This window comes from Enterobacter sp. JBIWA008 (assembly GCF_019968765.1).
Lineage (GTDB): Bacteria > Pseudomonadota > Gammaproteobacteria > Enterobacterales > Enterobacteriaceae > Enterobacter.
Genome location: NZ_CP074149.1, coordinates 2,230,500 through 2,247,946 on the forward strand (window position 1 = coordinate 2,230,500; position 17,447 = coordinate 2,247,946).

Genomic DNA, 17,447 nt, shown 5'->3' on the forward strand with positions numbered 1-17,447 from the left:
GTATCGGCGTGTAACGGAATGTACAACGCCGGGGTTGCCCCGGCGCGGCGTATTACAGGTAACGTGAGGTCAGATGTTCGCGGAAATAACGGATATTCAGATCTTCACCCGTCGCCTGGGTGATTAATTGCGACGTGCTGAAGCGGCTACCGTGCTGCCAGATGTTCTGACGCAGCCACTCAAAGAGTGCGGAGAAATCACCTTCAGCGATGGAGGCCTGCAGACCCGGCAGTGCGGTCCTGGCGGCATGGAACAGCTGCGCGGCGTACATAGCGCCAAGCGTGTATGACGGGAAGTAACCAAAACCGCCGTCGGTCCAGTGGATATCCTGCATACAGCCGTTGCGGTAGTTATCTTTGGTGGATAACCCGAGCCAGGCCTGCATTTTTTCGTCCCACAGGGCGGGAATATCGTCCACCTCAATCTCACCGTTGATCAGCGCCCGCTCAATCTCATAGCGCAGCACCACGTGTGCCGGGTAGCTCACTTCGTCCGCATCGACGCGGATATAGCCAGGTTTCACGCGCTGGTTCCAGGCAATAAAGTTCTCTTCGCTAAACGCCGCCTGGCTGCCAAAGCGGGCGTGCACCGCAGGGAGGAGATGCCTGAGGAAGGCTTCACTGCGTCCCAGCTGCATTTCAAAGAACAGGCTCTGTGACTCATGAATTGCGGTTGAGCGCGCCAGCGCTATCGGCTGTCCTGCCCACGCGCGCGGCAGGTTTTGTTCGTAGCGCGCGTGTCCGGTTTCGTGGATCACGCCAAACAGCGCGCTGAGTAGCTCATCTTCGTCATAGCGCGTGGTGATGCGCACGTCTTCCGGGACGCCGCCGCAGAAAGGGTGCGCGCTCACGTCCAGGCGACCGCCGTTAAAATCGAAGCCAAGCATCTTCATGGCTTCCAGGCCCAGCTCACGCTGGGCTGCCGTCGGGAAGGGGCCTTGCGGCGGAATAAACGACCGTTGAGCCTGTTTTTCCACGACGTTTGCCAGCAGGTCCGGTAGCCAGGACTTCATATCGCCGAACAGAACGTCCAGACGCGCGCTGGTCATGTCGGGTTCGAAAATATCCAGCAGCGCATCGTACGGCGTACAGCCTTTGGCTTCGGCCCGCAGGCAAGCCTCTTCGCGGCTGAGTTTGACCACCTCTTTCAGGTTGGCGGAAAAGCCCTGCCAGTCGTTAGCGGGGCGCTGGGTACGCCAGGCGTGTTCGCACTTGCTGCCTGCCAGGGATTTCGCTTCCACCAGCGATTCCGGCAGCAGGGTAGCCTGCTGGTAGTGGCGCGTCATTTCGCGCAGGTTGGCCTGTTCAACATCATTCAGATCTTCACCTGCCGCCGCCGCTAACAGGTCGCCGACTTTTTTATCGGTCAGGATCTGGTGTTGCAGGACGCTCATCTCCGCGAGTGCTTCACCGCGCGCGGCGCTACCGCCCGGCGGCATCATCGTGAACATATCCCAGCTGGCGATGGAGGAGAGGTGGGAGAAGCGGGAGAGACGCTGGAAGATGCGGGTGAGCTGTTGGTAGTTATTGTTTTTCATGAAGTCCTCGTGTCTGAATCAGCCGATGACAAAAATTAGCATCGGCTTGATTTAAACACGAAGGCGCTGGAATGTTAATGCAGACGTTTATGCAAACTGGTGCCCACCAGCAGCGCCGCGCACAGCATCAGCGCGATAAACCCGCCCACGCCGTTCCAGCCGTAGTGATGCCAGAACACGCCGCCGAGGGTCCCGGCGATGCTGGAACCCAGGTAATAGCTAAACAGATACAGCGACGATGCCTGGCCTTTGGCGCGACGCGCGCGCGGGCCAATCCAGCTGCTGGCGACCGAGTGAGCGGCGAAAAAACCCGCAGAGAAGAGCAGCATTCCGGCAAAAATCAGCCACAGGGAGGAGAAGAGCGTCAGCAGCAGGCCAACCAGCATCACCGCCGTGAAGAACAGCATGACCGGGCCGCGTCCGTAGCGTGCGGTCATCGCCCCGGCTTTCGGTGAACTCCACGTTCCGGTCAAATAAGCAACCGAGAGTAAACCGACAACGGCCTGATTCAGATGCCAGGGTGAGAGCATCAGGCGGTAGCCAATATAGTTAAACAGCGTGACGAAGGAGCCCATCAGCAGGAAGCCGATCAGAAACAGGCGCGGCAGCCCTTTGTCACGCCAGTGCAGGCGGAAGTTGATAAACAGCGTTTTTGGGCGCAAAGAGGTCGGGCGGAAATGGCGCGATTCTGGCAGAATTTTCCAGAACATCAGGGCCGATGCCAGCGCAAAACACCCGATCACCGCCAGGGCAATACGCCAGTTAAAGAAGTCCGTAAAGACTCCGCTCAGCAGGCGTCCGCTCATTCCGCCAATGGAGTTCCCGCTGATGTAAAGCCCCATAGAGAAGGCAACAAAGCTCGGGTGGATCTCCTCGCTGAGGTAGGTCATCCCGACCGCCGCCACGCCGCTGAGCGAGAGCCCAATTAGCGCACGCATCACCAGAATACCGTGCCAGCTGGTCATCATCGTCGAGAGTAACGTACAGACCGAGGCCAGCATCAGCGCGGTCACCATCACCGGCTTACGGCCAATGGCGTCGGACAACGGCCCGGTAAAGAGCAGGCCGATCGCCAGCATGCCGGTAGAAATAGAGAGTGAAACGCTGCTGCTGGCTGGCGATACGCCAAACTCGTGAGAGAGAACGGGCAGGATCGGCTGAACGCAATAGAGCAGGGCGAAGGTCGCCAGACCGGCGGAAAAGAGCGCCAGCGTGACGCGCATAAATTGGGGGGTACCACGTTTAATGAACTGGACCGGCTGCGATGCTGCGGGTAAATCATTGATATCTTTAGCCGGATCGATATCAATAGTAGTTGTACGACTCACAGAGTTTCCTTGCTTAAACATCCCCGTGATTTCTGGTGACGGGTATGACCACATGTTCAGGGTAGGAAAATGTAAATATTCTGTCTAATATATTAATAATCTCAAATGATACTTTAAAAATATGAATATTGAGCTGCGTCATCTTCGCTATTTTGTCGCCGTCGCCGAGGAGCTGCATTTTGGCCGCGCGGCGGCGCGGCTGAATATCTCTCAGCCACCGTTAAGCCAGCAGATTCAGATCCTGGAACAGCAGGTCGGGGCGCGCCTTCTGGCCCGCACCAACCGCAGCGTGAGCCTGACGGCGGCGGGTAAGCAGTTTCTGATCGACAGTCGACAAATTCTGAGCATGGTCGATGACGCCGCCGCACGGGCAGAACGGCTCTATCTCGGGGAAGCCGGAGAATTGCGCATCGGGTTTACCTCGTCCGCGCCGTTTATCAGCGCCGTCTCGGAAACCCTGTCGTCATTCCGTCGTCACTTTCCGGATGTTCACATTCAGACGCGCGAAATCAACACCCGCGAGCAGATTGCGCCGCTGAATGAAGGTTCGCTGGATCTGGGGCTGATGCGTAACACCCAGCTGCCGGACACGCTGGCGTGGGAGGTGATCCTGCGCGAGCCGCTGATGGCCATGATCCCGCACGATCACCCGCTGGCGTCGCGTCCGGCGGTCTCGCTGGCAGAGCTGGCAAAAGAGCCGTTTGTCTTTTTTGATCCACAGGTCGGGACGGGTCTGTATGACGATATCCTGGGGCTGATGCGCTGCTACGATCTTGCCCCGGTCATCACCCAGGAAGTCGGGGAGGCAATGACCATTATCGGCCTGGTCGCGGCCGGGCTTGGCGTGTCTATTCTTCCGGCCTCCTTTAAGCGGGTACAACTGCGCGAAATGCGCTGGGTGAGCATCGCCGAAGAGGATGCTGTCTCCGAAATGTGGCTGGTCTGGTCAAAACACCGGGAACAGGGCCATGCCGCGCAGCGCTTCAAACAGCAGCTAATTAGCGCCTCTGCCGGGCGGCATTTCCACGGAAAAGGGGGCAAAAATGTGCGGTAAATCACATGGCTAAGTAAATATTTGACGACGGATATGGAAGTGCTTCACCATAGCAAACAGTTTATTTCGAAGCTCGAAAATAAGGGAGTACGAGGTGGTTGCTGATAGTCAGCCAGGGCATATCGATCAGATTAAGCAGACCAACGCTGGCGCGGTGTATCGCCTGATTGATCAGCTTGGTCCGGTTTCGCGTATCGATCTTTCGCGCCTGGCACAGCTGGCACCTGCCAGTATCACCAAGATTGTTCGCGAGATGCTGGAAGCGCACCTGGTTCAGGAGACGGAAATTCAGGAGCCGGGCAGCCGTGGCCGTCCGGCAGTCGGGCTGGTGGTTGAAACGGAAGCATGGCACTACCTGTCAATGCGCATCAGCCGGGGGGAGATTTTCCTTGCGCTGCGCGACCTGAGCAGCAAGCTGGTGGTGGAAGACCGCCTTGAACTGCCGCTCAACGCGGAGGAACCGCTCCTCGACGCGATTGTCTCACACATCGATCGCTTCTTTATTCGCCATCAGCAGCGGCTTGAACGCTTAACGGCGATTGCCATCACCATGCCGGGGATTATTGATACCGAAAACGGTATTGTTCACCGCATGCCGTTTTACGACGATGTCAAAGAGATGCCGCTGGGCGAGGTGCTGAAAAATCATACCGGCGTGCCGGTTTATATTCAGCATGACATCAGCGCCTGGACGATGGCGGAAGCGCTGTTTGGCGCTTCCCGCGGTGCGCGGGATGTGATCCAGGTCGTTATCGACCATAACGTCGGAGCGGGCGTGATTACCGACGGGCGTCTTCTTCACGCCGGTAGCAGTAGCCTGGTGGAAATTGGCCACACCCAGGTCGACCCGTACGGTAAGCGCTGTTACTGCGGAAACCACGGCTGTCTGGAGACCATTGCCAGCGTGGAAAGCGTGCTGGAGCTGGCGCAGGTACGGCTCAGCCAGTCCATGAGCTCCTCGCTGCACGGACAACCCCTGACGGTGGATTCCCTCTGCGCCGCCGCGCGCCAGGGCGATCTGCTGGCGAAGGACATTATTACCGGCGTGGGGAATAACGTTGGCCGCATTCTGGCCATTATGGTGAACCTCTTCAACCCACAAAAAATCCTCATTGGCTCACCGCTGAGTCAGGCGGCGGAGATCCTCTTCCCGGCGATCTCGGCCTGTATCCACCAGCAGTCGCTTCCCGCCTACAGCAAAAATATTGCGGTAGAAAGCACCCAGTTTTCCAACCAGGGTACGATGGCAGGCGCGGCGCTGGTCAAAGATGCCATGTATAACGGCTCGCTGTTGATCCGGCTGTTGCAGGGTTAACTCTTTTCCGCAGATGTAAGAAAAATTGCGCTATCTCAAGCCGGGTAGCGCATGCATCCCGTAGACTTCCTCCTCTGAATTATTTAGCTGGTTTATATTTTCGAAGCATACCCAAGAGGTGAAGTGAGTCATGCTTAAGCGTTTCTTTGTTACTGGTACAGATACCTCTGTCGGCAAGACCGTCGTATCCCGCGCATTGCTACAGGCGCTGGCAGCAAGCGGTAAACGCGTGGCAGGGTACAAACCGGTCGCAAAAGGCAGTAAAGAGACGCCAGAGGGATTGCGTAATAAAGACGCCCTGGTGCTGCAAAGCGTCTCGTCACTGGAACTGCCTTATCACGCGGTCAATCCCATTGCGTTAAGCGAAGAGGAGAGCAGCGTAGCGCACAGTGGCCTGATTAATTATCCCCTGCTGTCCGACGGTCTGGCGAACCTGAGCGAGAAGGTGGACCACGTGGTGGTGGAAGGGACGGGCGGCTGGCGCAGCCTGATGAATGATTTGCGTCCGCTGTCCGAATGGGTCGTGCAGGAACAGCTTCCGGTGGTAATGGTGGTAGGTATCCAGGAAGGGTGCATCAACCACGCGCTGCTGACGGCGCAGGCGATAGCCAATGACGGCCTGCCGCTGATTGGCTGGGTGGCAAACCGCATCAACCCGGGCCTGGCGCACTACGCGGAGATCATTGACGTGCTGAGCAAAAAACTGCCCGGGCCGCTGGTGGGTGAACTGCCTTATCTGCCGCGCGCAGAGCAGCGTGAGCTAGCGCAGTACATCGATCTCTCTGCCCTCGGTGGCGTGTTGACCGTAGATCGAGTCGTGGCGTAACGTCCGCGACAGCACGGACGCCACCACGCAGGCGACCAGCAGGCCGGGCAGTAAAAAATACTGCCCGGTCATTTCACAGACCATCAGCGCCGACATAATGGGCGCATGCGTGGTCGCGGCAAGTAGCGTTGCCATCCCCGCCAGCCCCAGCAAAATCAGCGTCTCAGAACCCGGCAGCCACAGCGCGAAAAGCTGCGCGAACAGCATTCCTGTTGCCATACCGACAAACAGCGTGGGCGTAAACACCCCGCCCGGCGCGCCCGATCCGCTGCTTGCCAGTACCGCCAGCAGCTTACAGATGAACACCCCGGCAATCACCGACAACAGCGGCGGCGCGAGCAGAAAAGCCTGAACCACGCTGTAGCCATTCCCCCACACCTTCGGCGTGAGGAGAGACAGCACTCCGACGATCGCACCGCCCAGCGCTAATTGCCACGGCGGCGAAAGCTTGAGGCGCAGGAAAAGTCCGTGGCTGAAGTCCATCAGCCACATCAGCAGCGGTCCGCAGAGACCCGCCACCAGCCCCATCGCGACCAGCAGGCCATAATCGGCCGCGGTGAGGATGCCGCTCAGATGGACCTCATAGAGCGTGCCGGCACCGGGTGCCAGGAGCTGCGTGGTGAGAAGCGCCACCACCGCCGCGATAACCACGGGGCCGAGCGAGGCCAGCATCAGCGTGCCAAACAGAATCTCAGCGATGAACAGGCTTCCGGCTAAGGGTGCATGGTAGGCGCTGGCCATCCCGGCCGCGGCACCACAGGCTATCCATAATTTCCATTCGGATTTGGGCGTAAAGCGCCGGGCGAAAAAGGAGGCGGCGAGCGCGGCAAGCAGGATCATCGCACCTTCACGCCCGATGGCGCTTCCGCTGGCAACGACCAGCAGCGACGCAAGGGATTTCACAAGGCTGGCGCCGTAGTCAAGCTGGCCGTCATCGGTCTCCAGTGCTTCCATATAATCGGTTGGCGCGTGAGGCCGCTGCGCGGTCAGGCGCTGCCATCCCCAGAGCAGCAGCCCGGCAGCCAGCCCACCCAACGCAGGCGTCAGCGCGCGTCGCCAGGGCGAGAGCGACGCGGCGGCATTCACCAGGCTGCCGCTGTCGTTGCTGAGAAGCAGCCACTCCAGCAGGTACATGCTGTGGCGGAACACCGCAACGGCCATCGCTGCCAGCACGCCGGTGACGGTGGCAATCAGTAGTCGACGAAACATCGCGCGGATGTCGGGGTAAGAATGAAGACGTTCCATGAGTCGCGTTTTAACGGGGACGATACGATATTGTGGCGGGAAGTCGCGGGGTTAGCAAAAGGTCTGCGTGCGAAAAAGCCGGGCGATGCCCGGCCTGAAAGGTTAGCCGTCGCTATGAATATTCAGCGCCCGACGCGTACGCCCGGAGCTCAGGTACTCGGCAATATAGTCCTGCGAAATCTCGCCGTTGTATCGACCATCCTCATCCACAATCGGCATCCAGCTGGTGTTGCTCTCATAAAGGCGTGACAGCACCACGCGCAGGTTATCTTCTGCTTTTCCAGTCATGCGGAACGGATGCAGAATGTCGGCGCAGGTCCCGCTGGCGTTACGCGCTTCGCGACGCTTCACAAAGCCCAGCGGCTTGCCGTGCTCGTCAACCACGGTGATCGCGCGAATATCGTTATCATCCATGGTCGCAAAGGCCTCGGGAAGCGGAGTAGAGCCCCGCACCGTAATGGTCGGCTGCTGGTCGGTGACGTCGCCTGCCGACACCAGCAGCAGGCGCTTCAGGGTGCGGTCCTGACCGACAAACGAGCCGACAAACTCATTCGCCGGTTTCGCCAGCAGTTCATCCGGGCTGGCGCACTGCACGATTCTCCCCTGACGGAACACCGCAATACGGTCGCCAAGCTTCAGGGCCTCATCGATATCGTGGCTGACCAGCATGACGGTCTTTTTCAGCTTGCGCTGCATCTCGAGGAACTGGTTCTGGATCACCTCGCGGTTGATCGGGTCCACCGCGCCGAAGGGTTCATCCATCAGCAGTACCGGAGGATCCGCCGCAAGGGCGCGGATTACGCCGATACGCTGCTGCTGGCCGCCGGACATTTCGCGCGGGTAGCGGTTGAGGAACTTATGGGGATCCATCGCCACCATATCCATCAGCTCTTCGGCGCGGGTTTTGCAGCGCGCTTTATCCCAGCCCAGCATGCGCGGCACGACGGTGATGTTCTCTTCGATAGTCATGTTCGGGAACAGGCCAATCTGCTGGATCACGTAGCCAATGTTGCGGCGCAGGGTGACGGTATCCATCCCGCTGGTATCTTCGCCGTTAATCAGGATCGTCCCGCTGCTGGGCGTAATGAGACGGTTAATCATCTTCAGGGTGGTGGTCTTCCCGCAGCCGGATGGGCCGAGCAGGACGCACATTTCTCCCTCGGGCACGTTCAGGTTGACGTTATCGACGGCCTTAAAGGTCTGGCCGTGCTTCTGTGAAAATTGTTTGGTGAGGTTTTCCAGTTTTATCATTATCGAATCCCCTTTGGAGTCAAAACCACCTGCAGACGGTGCAGCAGCCAGTCGAGCACAATCGCTAAAAGACAAATCATCAGCGCACCCGCAATCAGCATGCGAATATCGCTTCCGCCGATGCCGTTGAGCAGCAGCAGGCCCAGACCGCCCGCGCCGATCACGGCGGCAATCGCCATTACGCCGATATTCATCACCACGGCGGTGCGGATCCCGCCGAAAATCACCGGCAGCGCCATCGGGATCTCGACCCAGCGCAGCCTCTGCCAGAAGGTCATGCCGATGCCTCGTCCGGCTTCGCGCAGGCCCGGCGGCAGGCTGTCTAGCGCCGTATGGGTGTTACGCACAATCGGCAGCAGCGAGTAGAGAAACACCGCCGCGATCGCGGGCAGGGCACCGATACCCTGACCGATCAGCGAAAACAGCGGGATCATCAGGCCAAACAGGGCGATGGACGGAATGGTCAGCACGATGGTGGCTATCCCCAGCACCGGCGTTGCCAGCCACTTGTGGCGGACAATCAGAATGCCCAGCGGTACGCCGATGATGATGGCTAACCCTACGGCCAGCGCCACCAGCCACAGATGCTGCAGCGTCAGGGTTAAGATGTAATCCCAGTTGTCCAGAATGTAGTGAATCGTCTCCATTGCGCCTCCTACAGCAGCTGTTTGCTACGCAGGAAATCGCGGGCGACCTGCTGCGGTGACTGATGGTCGATATCCACCTTCTTGTTCAGCTCGGTGATAACGTCGTTGTTGAGCTGGGCAGAGAGGGTGTTGAGCGCCTCTTCCAGACCGGGGTTAGCCTCCAGGGTGTCTTTACGCACCACCGGCGTCACCGCGTAGCTCGGGAAGAAGCCTTTATCGTCTTCCAGCACCTTGAGGTCGAAGCCTTTCACGCGCCCGTCGGTGGTGTAAATCAGACCGGCGTCAACAAAGCCGTCGCGCACCGCGTTATAGACCAGACCGGGGTCCATCTGACGGATTTGCGGACGGTCCAGATCCATCTTGTAGGCTGCCTGAAGCGGCTTCATGCCGTCGCTGCGCCCGACAAACTCCAGGTCCAGGCCCAGCAGCCAGTTTTTGTCCGGGTTGGTTTTACGGATCTGCTCAATCTTCGCCACCATCTCTGACATGGTGTTGATATGTTCCGCCTCGGCGCGCTTGCGCTGCATGGCGAAAGCGTAGGTGTTGTTCATGTCTGCGGGCTTGAGCCAGACCAGACCGTGCTTCGCGTCCAGGCGTTTCACCGTCTCGTAAGACTCCTGCGGCGACATGCGCTTGTTGATGTGGTTAAAGATGATCAGCGACGTGCCTGTATACTCCCAGGTCATATCAATCTGCTTGTTGATCATCGCGTTGCGGGAGATCACCGTGGCAATGTTGGTTTGCGGCTGGACCTGAAAACCTTTCTTTTGCAGGTACTGCACGGTCATCGCCGAGAGAATATGCTGCTCGGTAAAGCTCTTGGTCGCCAGAATCAGCGGGGCCGCCATCGCCTGGCTGGTGAACAGCGCCGCGGCACACAGCGCCGTCAGGCCGGAAAACAGTCTCATAAAAGCTCCTTGTTATTGTTATCGAGCGAGATGGGGACTCATCACGCGACCCAGCGCAGCCAGCAGGGTATCGAGGATCAGGGCGAACAGGGCGGTGGCCGCCGCGCCGAGGATCAGGGTCGGGAAATCGTTCAGGTAAATGCCGGGGAAAATCAGCTCGCCGTAGCTGCTGGCCCCAATCAGGAACGCCAGCGGCGCGGTACCGACGTTAATGGCGGTGGCGATGCGGATCCCCGAGAGCATGACCGGCCAGGCAGCGGGAAGCTCAACCTGACGCAGGCGCTGCCATTTGGTCATCCCAATGCCGTTTGCCGCTTCCAGCAACGATGGCGGGACGGAGCACAGCCCGGCATAGGTATTGCGCACGATCGGCAGCAGCGAGGCGAGGAACAGGGCGATAATGGCGGGCGTATCGCCAATACCAATCACCACCATCGCCAGCGCCAGAACGGCCAGCGGCGGCAGCGTGTTGCCGACGTTGAAGATTTGCATCACATATTCGGCGATACCCCGCGCGGCCGGGCGGCTCAGCAGAATACCGGCTGGAATACCCACCAGCAGGGCAAAAAACATCGATGAGAAAACCAGAATCATGTGCTGTTGCCCGAGATAGATCAGGTCAACCTGACGCGCTCTGATGGTCTCCAGCCCGATCCCCCAGGCGAGGAGGACGAGGACCACGATAATGGCGCCGACAAACAGCAGCGAACGTTTGAGTAATAGGTGCATTGCGGTGTGTCTCCCTGTGCGCATGCGTTATTGCAACCACCGGTTGCCTGTTGTTATGCCATGTTTCGGCAGGGGTATTTCACCTATAGCAAGCGTTTGGGAAGGGTTCCAGCGAAGGGGTAAAATCAGTAACCCTATGAAAACAGTGACAACCTCAGGTTAAGCCTTATGGCGTAAGGGCTGATTGAGGGGCAGGCAGAATAGTCCTAAAGCGACTTTTTAAATGTGACGTTGTCACATTTAAAAAGTCCTGGCACTGAACTGGCGTCATTATCTTCACAGAGAGGAGCGAACCCGTCGAACCCGCGTCGAGACGGTGATAATTGAAACGATAGCGACCACGGCAAGCATCAACCCGAGCGCCAGCATGGCGTTAAACCCGATCCACCTGAACAGCAGCAGCCCCGCGATACCGCCCGTAATAAACGAGAAAAGGGTGGTTAAGTGGGTTTTCAGCTGACTTTTTTGCGCCGCCGTATCTTTGGAGTAATCCCTGCGAAGCATTGCCACCATTACGGAGGCCAGGGAGATCCCCGCGTCCGTCAGCGTGCCGGTAATGTGCGTCGATCTCACCCGCCCGCCGGAAAGCTGCGTGGAGGTGGAATTATGAATTCCCATCAGAAAGCAGAGAAAAAGAATAATCGCGCTGTTGCTGGTAAGGGCATGAAAATACATCTCGTAGAAGGAGATGCCGGTCAGTAATATCCCCTCGATAAACAGAATCTGGCAAAAAATCAGCCTGACGTTATGAATAATGCCCCATATCACGAGCGTGCGCGCAAGAATGGCGCCTGCGACAAAGGAGAGAATGATCGAGCCGAAAAAAATAATATCGCTCAGGTCGGTGGAAGAAACTTCGCTGGATAATTGTGAGGTGTTGCCGGTCATGTGTGAGGGGAAAAAACCAAATGCACCGAGGGCGATGGCATTCAGCAAACCTGCCGAGGTCGCCAGCCAGAGAGCAAGCCGGCGATCCTCCTTATGCGTTCGTTCTTTCTTGAGTCTAATCAGCAAGAATACCTCCGGGTTGAGCTTTGCCTGAATAGTCAGGCTAGCAAAGCGGTGCAACAGGCTGTCCAGGATATAGCTTAATTATTATTCCCTCAGGCGAATTTCAGGGTTAAGTAATTAAATAAAATATCCTTGCTCAAGACAGGGGCGTGAAGACTTTACATCATGCCGTTATTTCCGTGACGCAAAAACGCCGGGCGCTGGTTAAGACGTTCAAACCAGGCCTCAATCGCGGGCACGTCGGGCTTATCAAACGGCGTCATCTTCCAGCGATTCACCGACAGCCCAAGCACGATATCCGCAAGGGTAAAAGCCTCACCCGCCGCAAAGGCCCCGGTGCGCTGCAGCTGGTTTTCCAGAATGGTGATGCAGTGATTCCACTCTTTTATTCCCGCCGCAATGCGCTCAGGGTCGTTAAAGTCCGGGTTTTTACGCCCCAGCGCCGGGAAGACATAGCGCCAGGCGTTATTGAATTCGGTCGCCTGCCAGTCCATCCAGCGCTCGACGTTGGCGCAGGCCTGCGGTGCGGCAGGCAGCAGATCGTGACGCCCGGCCTTGCGCGCCAGATAACGGCAGATGGCGTTGGACTCCCACAGCACGAAATCGCCATCAATGAGCACCGGCACCATGGCGTTGGGGTTCAGGGCACGAAACGCATCCGTTTCAGTAGAGGCAAAACCGCTGCCGTAATCTTCCTGTTGATACTCGAGGCCCGCTTCTTCGCAGGTCCAGAGCACTTTACGCACGTTTATGGAGGTGGTTTTGCCGAGGATGTTAATCATGTCGCCGCTTCTCTTCAGAGTGATGAATCGTTTAAAAACAATACACCAGCGGTGAAGAAAAGCGTCAACTAATCATCCGGCGAGAGATTTGTGAAGACGCGAAAGCAGAAGCGTCAACACCGCCGCGCCCAGGAGCAATATTCCGCTTAATAAAAACGTGCTCTGCCAGCCGAGATGGTCGAATACCAAGCCACCGGCAGTTGAACCGAGCGCAATGGCGAGCTGGATCACGGCGACCATTAACCCGCCACCGGCTTCAGCATCTTCCGGCAGCGTTCGCGCAATCCATGTCCACCATCCCGCGGGTGCTGCCGTCGCCAGCATCCCCCAGAAGCCTAACAGCAGGGCAACGATCCACACGCTGTGACCGGTCAGTATCAACGCGCCTGCAATGACGGCCATCAGCAGGGGTATGGCGATTAACGTCAGATAAAACGCGGCGTTCAGGGTCAGAGCAACGAGCAGTGTACCAACAAAACCCGCGACGCCGATGGTGAGTAAAATCAGCGACAAGCCGGAGGGGGTGACCTGCGTGACGGCTTCGAGAAACGGTCGCACATAGGTAAACAGGGCAAACTGTCCCATAAAGAACAGGCCGCAGGCCAGCAGACCAATGAAAACCACTGGCTGGCGGAATAGCCGAAAGACGGATGCGCGTGACGCCGTATTTTTATTGCCGTTCATATCGGGCAGGCTAAAACGTTGCCAGAGGAACGCCACTATCGCCACGGGAACCAGGCACAGGAAGGCGCCGCGCCAGCCAATGGTGGCGCCAAGATAACTTCCGAGCGGGGCGGCGACTACCGTCGCCAGCGCGTTTCCCCCGTTGAAAATCGCCAGCGCGCGAGATACCTGATGCTGCGGAACCAGGCGAATGGCCGTTGCGGCAGACATGGACCAGAACCCGCCTATAGCGATACCGATCAGCGCGCGGCCAGTCATGTAAAACAGATAGTTTGGGGCGAAAGCGATAATCATCCCCGAGAGCGCCATCAGGAGCGTCATGCCCAGCAGAAGGTGTTTGCGGTTCATATTCCCGGCAAGCCGGGAAAGGAAGAGGCTGGTCAGAACCGCCAGCGCGCCGGAAATCGCGATCCCCTGGCCAGCGAGCCCCTCCGTAACGCCCAAATCTCTGGCAAGAGGGGTAAGCAGGCTGACGGGCATAAATTCCGAGGCAATCAGGACGAATACGCACAGGGTCATGGCAAAAATACCGCCCCAGTGCGCGCGTTCCTCATTCTGTAAGGTGGTAGAGTTCAGGGTGGACATAGTCATCTTTCACGAAGCGCCGCCCGCCAAACGCGGACGGCGGAGAGGTTTATTTCAGGCTGGTTTTGAAGAACTGTTCAAACTGGCCGAACGGGATCTTCCCGGCAGCATTGTCGTAGAGATCGACATGGTTTGCGCCCGGAACAATCACCAGTTCCTTTCGCTTGCTGCCGACCGCCTTAAACGCATCTTCTGCAAAGTAGCGGGAGTGCGCCTTTTCACCGGTTACGATAAGCGTCGGGATAGTAATTTCCCCGGCATAGCTCAGCAGCGGCATATTCATAAATGACAGCGGCATTGTCGCGGTCCATGCGCCGGTGGAGTTGACGGAACGTGCGTGGAAGCCGCGCGGCATGCGGTAGTAGTCATAGAACTCCTTCAGTACCGGGTTCGGGTCTGCTGGCAGCGCCTCTGGCAGAATACGTTCAGCCGCCGTCACCTTGCCGTTCTCATCGACATAAATGTCATGGCCGCCGTGCGCGAAGGTACCGTTCTCAGCATCTTTCCAGCGCTGTTCGTTCAGATACTGCAGAACGGCGCGGCGGTCAGACGTTGAATAGCGATCTTTCCCGTCGCCCACGCCGTGGCCCATCGCCCGGCTCATGTCGTACATCACGCTGGTGGCGACCGCCTTCACGCGGGTGTCCATGGAGGCCGCATTCAGCGCCATACCGCCCCAGCCGCAGATGCCGAGAATACCGATGCGGTTACGATCCACCTCTTTCTGTAACCCCAGGAAATCCACCGCCGCGCTAAAGTCTTCGGTGTTGATATCCGGAGACGCGACGTTGCGCGGCTGGCCGCCGCTTTCGCCCGTATAGGACGGATCGAACGCCAGGGTCACAAACCCATTTTCCGCCAGGGTCTGCGCGTACAGGCCGCTGGACTGTTCTTTGACCGCGCCAAACGGCCCACTGACCGCAATCGCCGCCAGCTTGCGGTCGCCGCGATTATTGGGAAGATACAGATCGCCTACCAGGGTGATCCCGTACCGGTTCTGGAAGGACACCTTACGGTGATCGACTTTATTACTTTCGGCGAAGGTTTTATCCCATGTGCTCACCATCGAAACCGGTGCGTTTGGGTTGGTGGTTTCTGCATAACTCATTGTCGTCACTCCACTTAATGATGCACAAAGCAGCATCGCAACGGACATTTTTTGGGTGAATGTTTTCATGAAAATGGACCCTGGGTTGTTGTGTTGCGGTCATTATAGTTAGCAGAAATAGTGCTGATTAGAGGCCGAAAACTGCTAGGATTCATATCATATTGTTATAAATCGGGGGCGTGATGGCGAAGCGGGAAAACTATAATGAGCTGTACCTGTTCATGCAGGTGGTACGGGAGGGGAGCTTCACGGCGGCCGCGCTTCGGCTTGGTCTGGCGCAATCCGGGATCAGCCGCTCGGTTCGCGAGCTGGAAGAGCGGTTGGGTGTTCAGCTTCTGGTCCGCACCACGCGTAAGCTGTCGCTAACCCACGCGGGCGAACAGCTTTACCAGACCGCCGAGTCCGCGTTCGATACGCTCGATACGGGCCTGGCGACGCTGGCACACTATCGTCAGACGCCGTCCGGCACGGTGCGCATTAATGCCAGCCAGCACGCGATCGACAAATGTCTGCTGCCAAAGCTCGCCATTTTTAAACAGCGTTACCCGGATATCCGACTGGAACTGATAAATGAAAGCCGCTTCGTCGACATTATCGCCGAGCGTTTCGACGCGGGTGTCAGACTGGGGCCGGAAGTGGGGCAGGGAATGATTGCGGTGCGTATCACGCCTGATATGGAAATGGCCGCAGTGGCTGCCCCGGAACACTTCAGACGCTACGGTTTTCCCCAGACGCCTGCGGATTTAGTGGCGCACCCCTGCATTGCCTACCAGTTTGTCGACGGTAGTGACTATCAGTGGGAGCTGGTGCAGGACGGGAAAAAAATCACTCATCGGCCAGAGGGACAATGGGCGTTGTCTGACAGCTATATGGAAGCCGAAGCCGCCCGGCAGGGGCTGGGGCTGGCCTATGTCCCGGTGGAGCTGGTGGCTGACGATCTGGAGCGCGGAACGCTTATCCGGGTGTTGCAGCGCTATAGCCTGCGCATGGACGGGCTGTACCTCTATTATCCGCACCGTAACGTGTCGCCTGCGCTTAGAGCGGTGATAGATACGCTTAAAATTTAGGGCAGCGTTGTTATTCTGGAAGGCGCCTCGCAAACCGCAAATTAACCGTGCGAAATTCGGGGTTATGTCTTTTCTTCAACCGATCGGGGTCGTAAAGTGCCTGCGTTGCGGAATATCCGCAATCGGGCGTAGGAACCCGCATCCACCATATAGTGACATTTCGAATGTCGCGGCAGCGCCGATCCCGCTACAATTGCGGTGGCGCTGGCGGAGCAGCCGTTAGGCTGGCCGTTTTTCTATATGGGCGGTATTCCTACCTCTGTCAGCGCTACCCCCCGAGCGTAGGAACTCATTGGCTGGTTAAATGAATTGCATATAGAAGGATGCCTTGTATGGCTACTATTCCAACCCTGAATTATCTCCCGTCTGACGAAAGCGTCATTCTGCAACTTATCTCCCGGCCGCTTCCGGCTGATGCCGATCTGTTCGTCGTCGCCGACAACTGCGCCGCACTGGTGAGCGTGCTGGTCGAAATCGAGGATGCGAAGATGTTTACTGCGCTGTGCGAGCGTCTGCTGCACGCCCTGCGTAAGCTAAGAGAACTCTGCGATGTCGATCTTCCGCCTGACCTGATCGCGCAATTGATCATGGGTGAGAAAATGAACTCCTGCGTACCGGACTGCTGGCAGGATACCCTGACTCAGGTGGACTATGTGGTGGCGCTGACGCAAGCGGTTATGGGTGGAACGCTGCCCGCTCAGGTAGCGAAAGACCTGACGGGCCTGCTGCACGATATGGTGTGGCTGCTGGCTGAGTTTGTGAAGGAGCCGCGCATTACGGCGCATTAAGGGCGCTGGCGTGGAGGGGCGGTAGCGCCCCTTTGAAACCGTGTAATTAACGTGATGAGTTCCCGGGATCCAGAAGCGACGTACCGTAGGAGTTGTCGATGGTACAAAGCCAGCGACCGTCGCTTTCCTGCCGAAAAACATAGGTTGCGCGGCGCGACATTTCCGTTATCCCACCCTGACCATCAGGAAAACGCAGAACGGTTTCCATAATAACAAGGGCATTGCCGCCACCTTCGATTACCTGCATCTCCCCTTGTTCGACGAGCAGCTGATCCTGAAAATAATCAGAGATAGCAATAAACGCGCTGCGGATGTTTTCTTTGCCTTTAACCGTCATGCCCGGCTTGACCACCAGAGCCGCATCTTCCGCGTAATACTCCATCAGGGCGTCATAGTTTTTGGTGGTGATGGCGTGGTCGCAGGATTCAATGATCTGGCGTAGCGGATGTGGGGTCATGCGCGATTCCTCGTTAAGGGGTAAACACGTATTAACGTTACAGCCTGGCGTGTTTGTATAGCTACCAGGTTTTGTGGCGGGGGGCGTAGGGGGGAAGTTGAGGGGTAACGTTAGGTTTGCTAAGA

Annotated in this window: 17 protein-coding genes; 5 read left to right on the top strand and 12 right to left on the bottom strand. The window is 57.7% G+C overall.

Annotated elements, in window-relative coordinates:
* Positions 1 to 52 precede the first annotated feature (52 nt).
* Both KGP24_RS10920 and KGP24_RS10925 read right to left on the bottom strand, forming a co-directional pair.
* Positions 53 to 1,537, bottom strand: a complete 1,485-nt coding sequence (locus KGP24_RS10920; RefSeq protein WP_223563314.1) for a carboxypeptidase M32 — start codon at positions 1,535 to 1,537, stop codon at positions 53 to 55.
* Between the two features lie 74 nt (positions 1,538 to 1,611).
* Positions 1,612 to 2,865, bottom strand: coding sequence for an MFS transporter (locus KGP24_RS10925; protein ID WP_223563315.1), 1,254 nt, complete (start codon positions 2,863 to 2,865; stop codon positions 1,612 to 1,614).
* A gap of 121 nt (positions 2,866 to 2,986) precedes the next feature.
* Between KGP24_RS10925 and KGP24_RS10930 the strand changes: the two genes are divergently transcribed.
* From KGP24_RS10930 to bioD, 3 genes are all read left to right on the top strand, one after another.
* The gene (locus KGP24_RS10930) at positions 2,987 to 3,919 is read left to right on the top strand and encodes a LysR family transcriptional regulator (protein WP_223563316.1); all 933 of its coding nucleotides are present in this window, start codon (positions 2,987 to 2,989) and stop codon (positions 3,917 to 3,919) included.
* A 94-nt stretch (positions 3,920 to 4,013) separates the two neighbouring features.
* Positions 4,014 to 5,234, top strand: a complete 1,221-nt coding sequence (gene mlc / locus KGP24_RS10935) for a sugar metabolism global transcriptional regulator Mlc (protein ID WP_194399087.1) — start codon at positions 4,014 to 4,016, stop codon at positions 5,232 to 5,234.
* 130 nt (positions 5,235 to 5,364) lie between these two features.
* The gene (bioD, locus tag KGP24_RS10940) at positions 5,365 to 6,060 is read left to right on the top strand and encodes a dethiobiotin synthase (RefSeq protein ID WP_023311511.1); all 696 of its coding nucleotides are present in this window, start codon (positions 5,365 to 5,367) and stop codon (positions 6,058 to 6,060) included.
* On the opposite strand, the gene clcB is transcribed toward bioD, so the two are convergent.
* The 9 genes from clcB to KGP24_RS10985 all read right to left on the bottom strand — a co-directional run bounded on the left by clcB (position 5,995) and on the right by KGP24_RS10985 (position 15,079).
* On the bottom strand, positions 5,995 to 7,305 hold the full coding sequence (gene clcB / locus KGP24_RS10945) for a voltage-gated ClC-type chloride channel ClcB (protein WP_223563317.1): 1,311 nt from the start codon (positions 7,303 to 7,305) through the stop codon (positions 5,995 to 5,997). The two genes, bioD and clcB, sit on opposite strands and share 66 nt — an antisense overlap.
* Before the next feature lie 102 nt (positions 7,306 to 7,407).
* On the bottom strand, positions 7,408 to 8,556 hold the full coding sequence (gene osmV, locus KGP24_RS10950; protein WP_223563318.1) for an osmoprotectant ABC transporter ATP-binding protein OsmV: 1,149 nt from the start codon (positions 8,554 to 8,556) through the stop codon (positions 7,408 to 7,410).
* Positions 8,556 to 9,203 (bottom strand): osmoprotectant ABC transporter permease OsmW, encoded by a 648-nt coding sequence (gene osmW / locus KGP24_RS10955; RefSeq protein WP_223563319.1) that lies wholly within the window; start codon positions 9,201 to 9,203, stop codon positions 8,556 to 8,558. The genes osmV and osmW overlap by 1 nt, the downstream gene beginning before the upstream one ends.
* An 8-nt stretch (positions 9,204 to 9,211) precedes the next feature.
* Positions 9,212 to 10,111, bottom strand: coding sequence for an osmoprotectant ABC transporter substrate-binding protein OsmX (gene osmX, locus KGP24_RS10960; protein ID WP_223563320.1), 900 nt, complete (start codon positions 10,109 to 10,111; stop codon positions 9,212 to 9,214).
* An 18-nt stretch (positions 10,112 to 10,129) separates the two neighbouring features.
* Positions 10,130 to 10,840: an osmoprotectant ABC transporter permease OsmY gene (gene osmY, locus KGP24_RS10965; protein WP_223563321.1), complete on the bottom strand. Its 711-nt coding sequence runs from the start codon at positions 10,838 to 10,840 to the stop codon at positions 10,130 to 10,132.
* Between the two features lie 276 nt (positions 10,841 to 11,116).
* Complete coding sequence (locus tag KGP24_RS10970; protein WP_223563482.1) at positions 11,117 to 11,854, bottom strand: YoaK family protein; 738 nt, start codon at positions 11,852 to 11,854, stop codon at positions 11,117 to 11,119.
* A 155-nt stretch (positions 11,855 to 12,009) separates the two neighbouring features.
* Complete coding sequence (locus tag KGP24_RS10975; RefSeq protein WP_223563322.1) at positions 12,010 to 12,633, bottom strand: glutathione S-transferase family protein; 624 nt, start codon at positions 12,631 to 12,633, stop codon at positions 12,010 to 12,012.
* A 72-nt stretch (positions 12,634 to 12,705) separates the two neighbouring features.
* Entirely contained in the window at positions 12,706 to 13,902 is a 1,197-nt protein-coding gene (locus KGP24_RS10980) for an MFS transporter (protein ID WP_223563483.1), read from the bottom strand.
* A 49-nt stretch (positions 13,903 to 13,951) separates the two neighbouring features.
* Positions 13,952 to 15,079 carry an alpha/beta hydrolase gene (locus tag KGP24_RS10985; RefSeq protein WP_223563323.1) on the bottom strand — a complete coding sequence of 376 codons (1,128 nt, stop codon included), beginning with the start codon at positions 15,077 to 15,079 and terminating at the stop codon, positions 13,952 to 13,954.
* Between the two features lie 113 nt (positions 15,080 to 15,192).
* Between KGP24_RS10985 and KGP24_RS10990 the strand changes: the two genes are divergently transcribed.
* Complete coding sequence (locus tag KGP24_RS10990) at positions 15,193 to 16,077, top strand: LysR family transcriptional regulator (protein ID WP_223563324.1); 885 nt, start codon at positions 15,193 to 15,195, stop codon at positions 16,075 to 16,077.
* Between the two features lie 332 nt (positions 16,078 to 16,409).
* Positions 16,410 to 16,865, top strand: a complete 456-nt coding sequence (locus tag KGP24_RS10995; protein ID WP_223563325.1) for a hypothetical protein — start codon at positions 16,410 to 16,412, stop codon at positions 16,863 to 16,865.
* 46 nt (positions 16,866 to 16,911) lie between these two features.
* On the opposite strand, the gene KGP24_RS11000 is transcribed toward KGP24_RS10995, so the two are convergent.
* Positions 16,912 to 17,322 (bottom strand): SgcJ/EcaC family oxidoreductase, encoded by a 411-nt coding sequence (locus KGP24_RS11000; RefSeq protein ID WP_223563326.1) that lies wholly within the window; start codon positions 17,320 to 17,322, stop codon positions 16,912 to 16,914.
* Positions 17,323 to 17,447 lie beyond the last annotated feature (125 nt).

What these genes read in the sequence shown, in the direction of transcription:
- KGP24_RS11000 (WP_223563326.1), bottom strand. Translation starts at nt 17,322, where the DNA reads ATGACCCCACATCCGCTACGCCAGATCATTGAATCCTGCGACCACGCC.
- KGP24_RS10930 (WP_223563316.1), top strand. Translation starts at nt 2,987, where the DNA reads ATGAATATTGAGCTGCGTCATCTTCGCTATTTTGTCGCCGTCGCCGAG.
- osmY (WP_223563321.1), bottom strand. Translation starts at nt 10,840, where the DNA reads ATGCACCTATTACTCAAACGTTCGCTGCTGTTTGTCGGCGCCATTATC.
- osmV (WP_223563318.1), bottom strand. Translation starts at nt 8,556, where the DNA reads ATGATAAAACTGGAAAACCTCACCAAACAATTTTCACAGAAGCACGGC.
- clcB (WP_223563317.1), bottom strand. Translation starts at nt 7,305, where the DNA reads ATGGAACGTCTTCATTCTTACCCCGACATCCGCGCGATGTTTCGTCGA.
- KGP24_RS10985 (WP_223563323.1), bottom strand. Translation starts at nt 15,079, where the DNA reads ATGAAAACATTCACCCAAAAAATGTCCGTTGCGATGCTGCTTTGTGCA.
- KGP24_RS10975 (WP_223563322.1), bottom strand. Translation starts at nt 12,633, where the DNA reads ATGATTAACATCCTCGGCAAAACCACCTCCATAAACGTGCGTAAAGTG.
- KGP24_RS10990 (WP_223563324.1), top strand. Translation starts at nt 15,193, where the DNA reads ATGGCGAAGCGGGAAAACTATAATGAGCTGTACCTGTTCATGCAGGTG.
- KGP24_RS10995 (WP_223563325.1), top strand. Translation starts at nt 16,410, where the DNA reads ATGGCTACTATTCCAACCCTGAATTATCTCCCGTCTGACGAAAGCGTC.
- KGP24_RS10920 (WP_223563314.1), bottom strand. Translation starts at nt 1,537, where the DNA reads ATGAAAAACAATAACTACCAACAGCTCACCCGCATCTTCCAGCGTCTC.
- osmW (WP_223563319.1), bottom strand. Translation starts at nt 9,203, where the DNA reads ATGGAGACGATTCACTACATTCTGGACAACTGGGATTACATCTTAACC.
- KGP24_RS10980 (WP_223563483.1), bottom strand. Translation starts at nt 13,902, where the DNA reads ATGTCCACCCTGAACTCTACCACCTTACAGAATGAGGAACGCGCGCAC.
- osmX (WP_223563320.1), bottom strand. Translation starts at nt 10,111, where the DNA reads ATGAGACTGTTTTCCGGCCTGACGGCGCTGTGTGCCGCGGCGCTGTTC.
- bioD (WP_023311511.1), top strand. Translation starts at nt 5,365, where the DNA reads ATGCTTAAGCGTTTCTTTGTTACTGGTACAGATACCTCTGTCGGCAAG.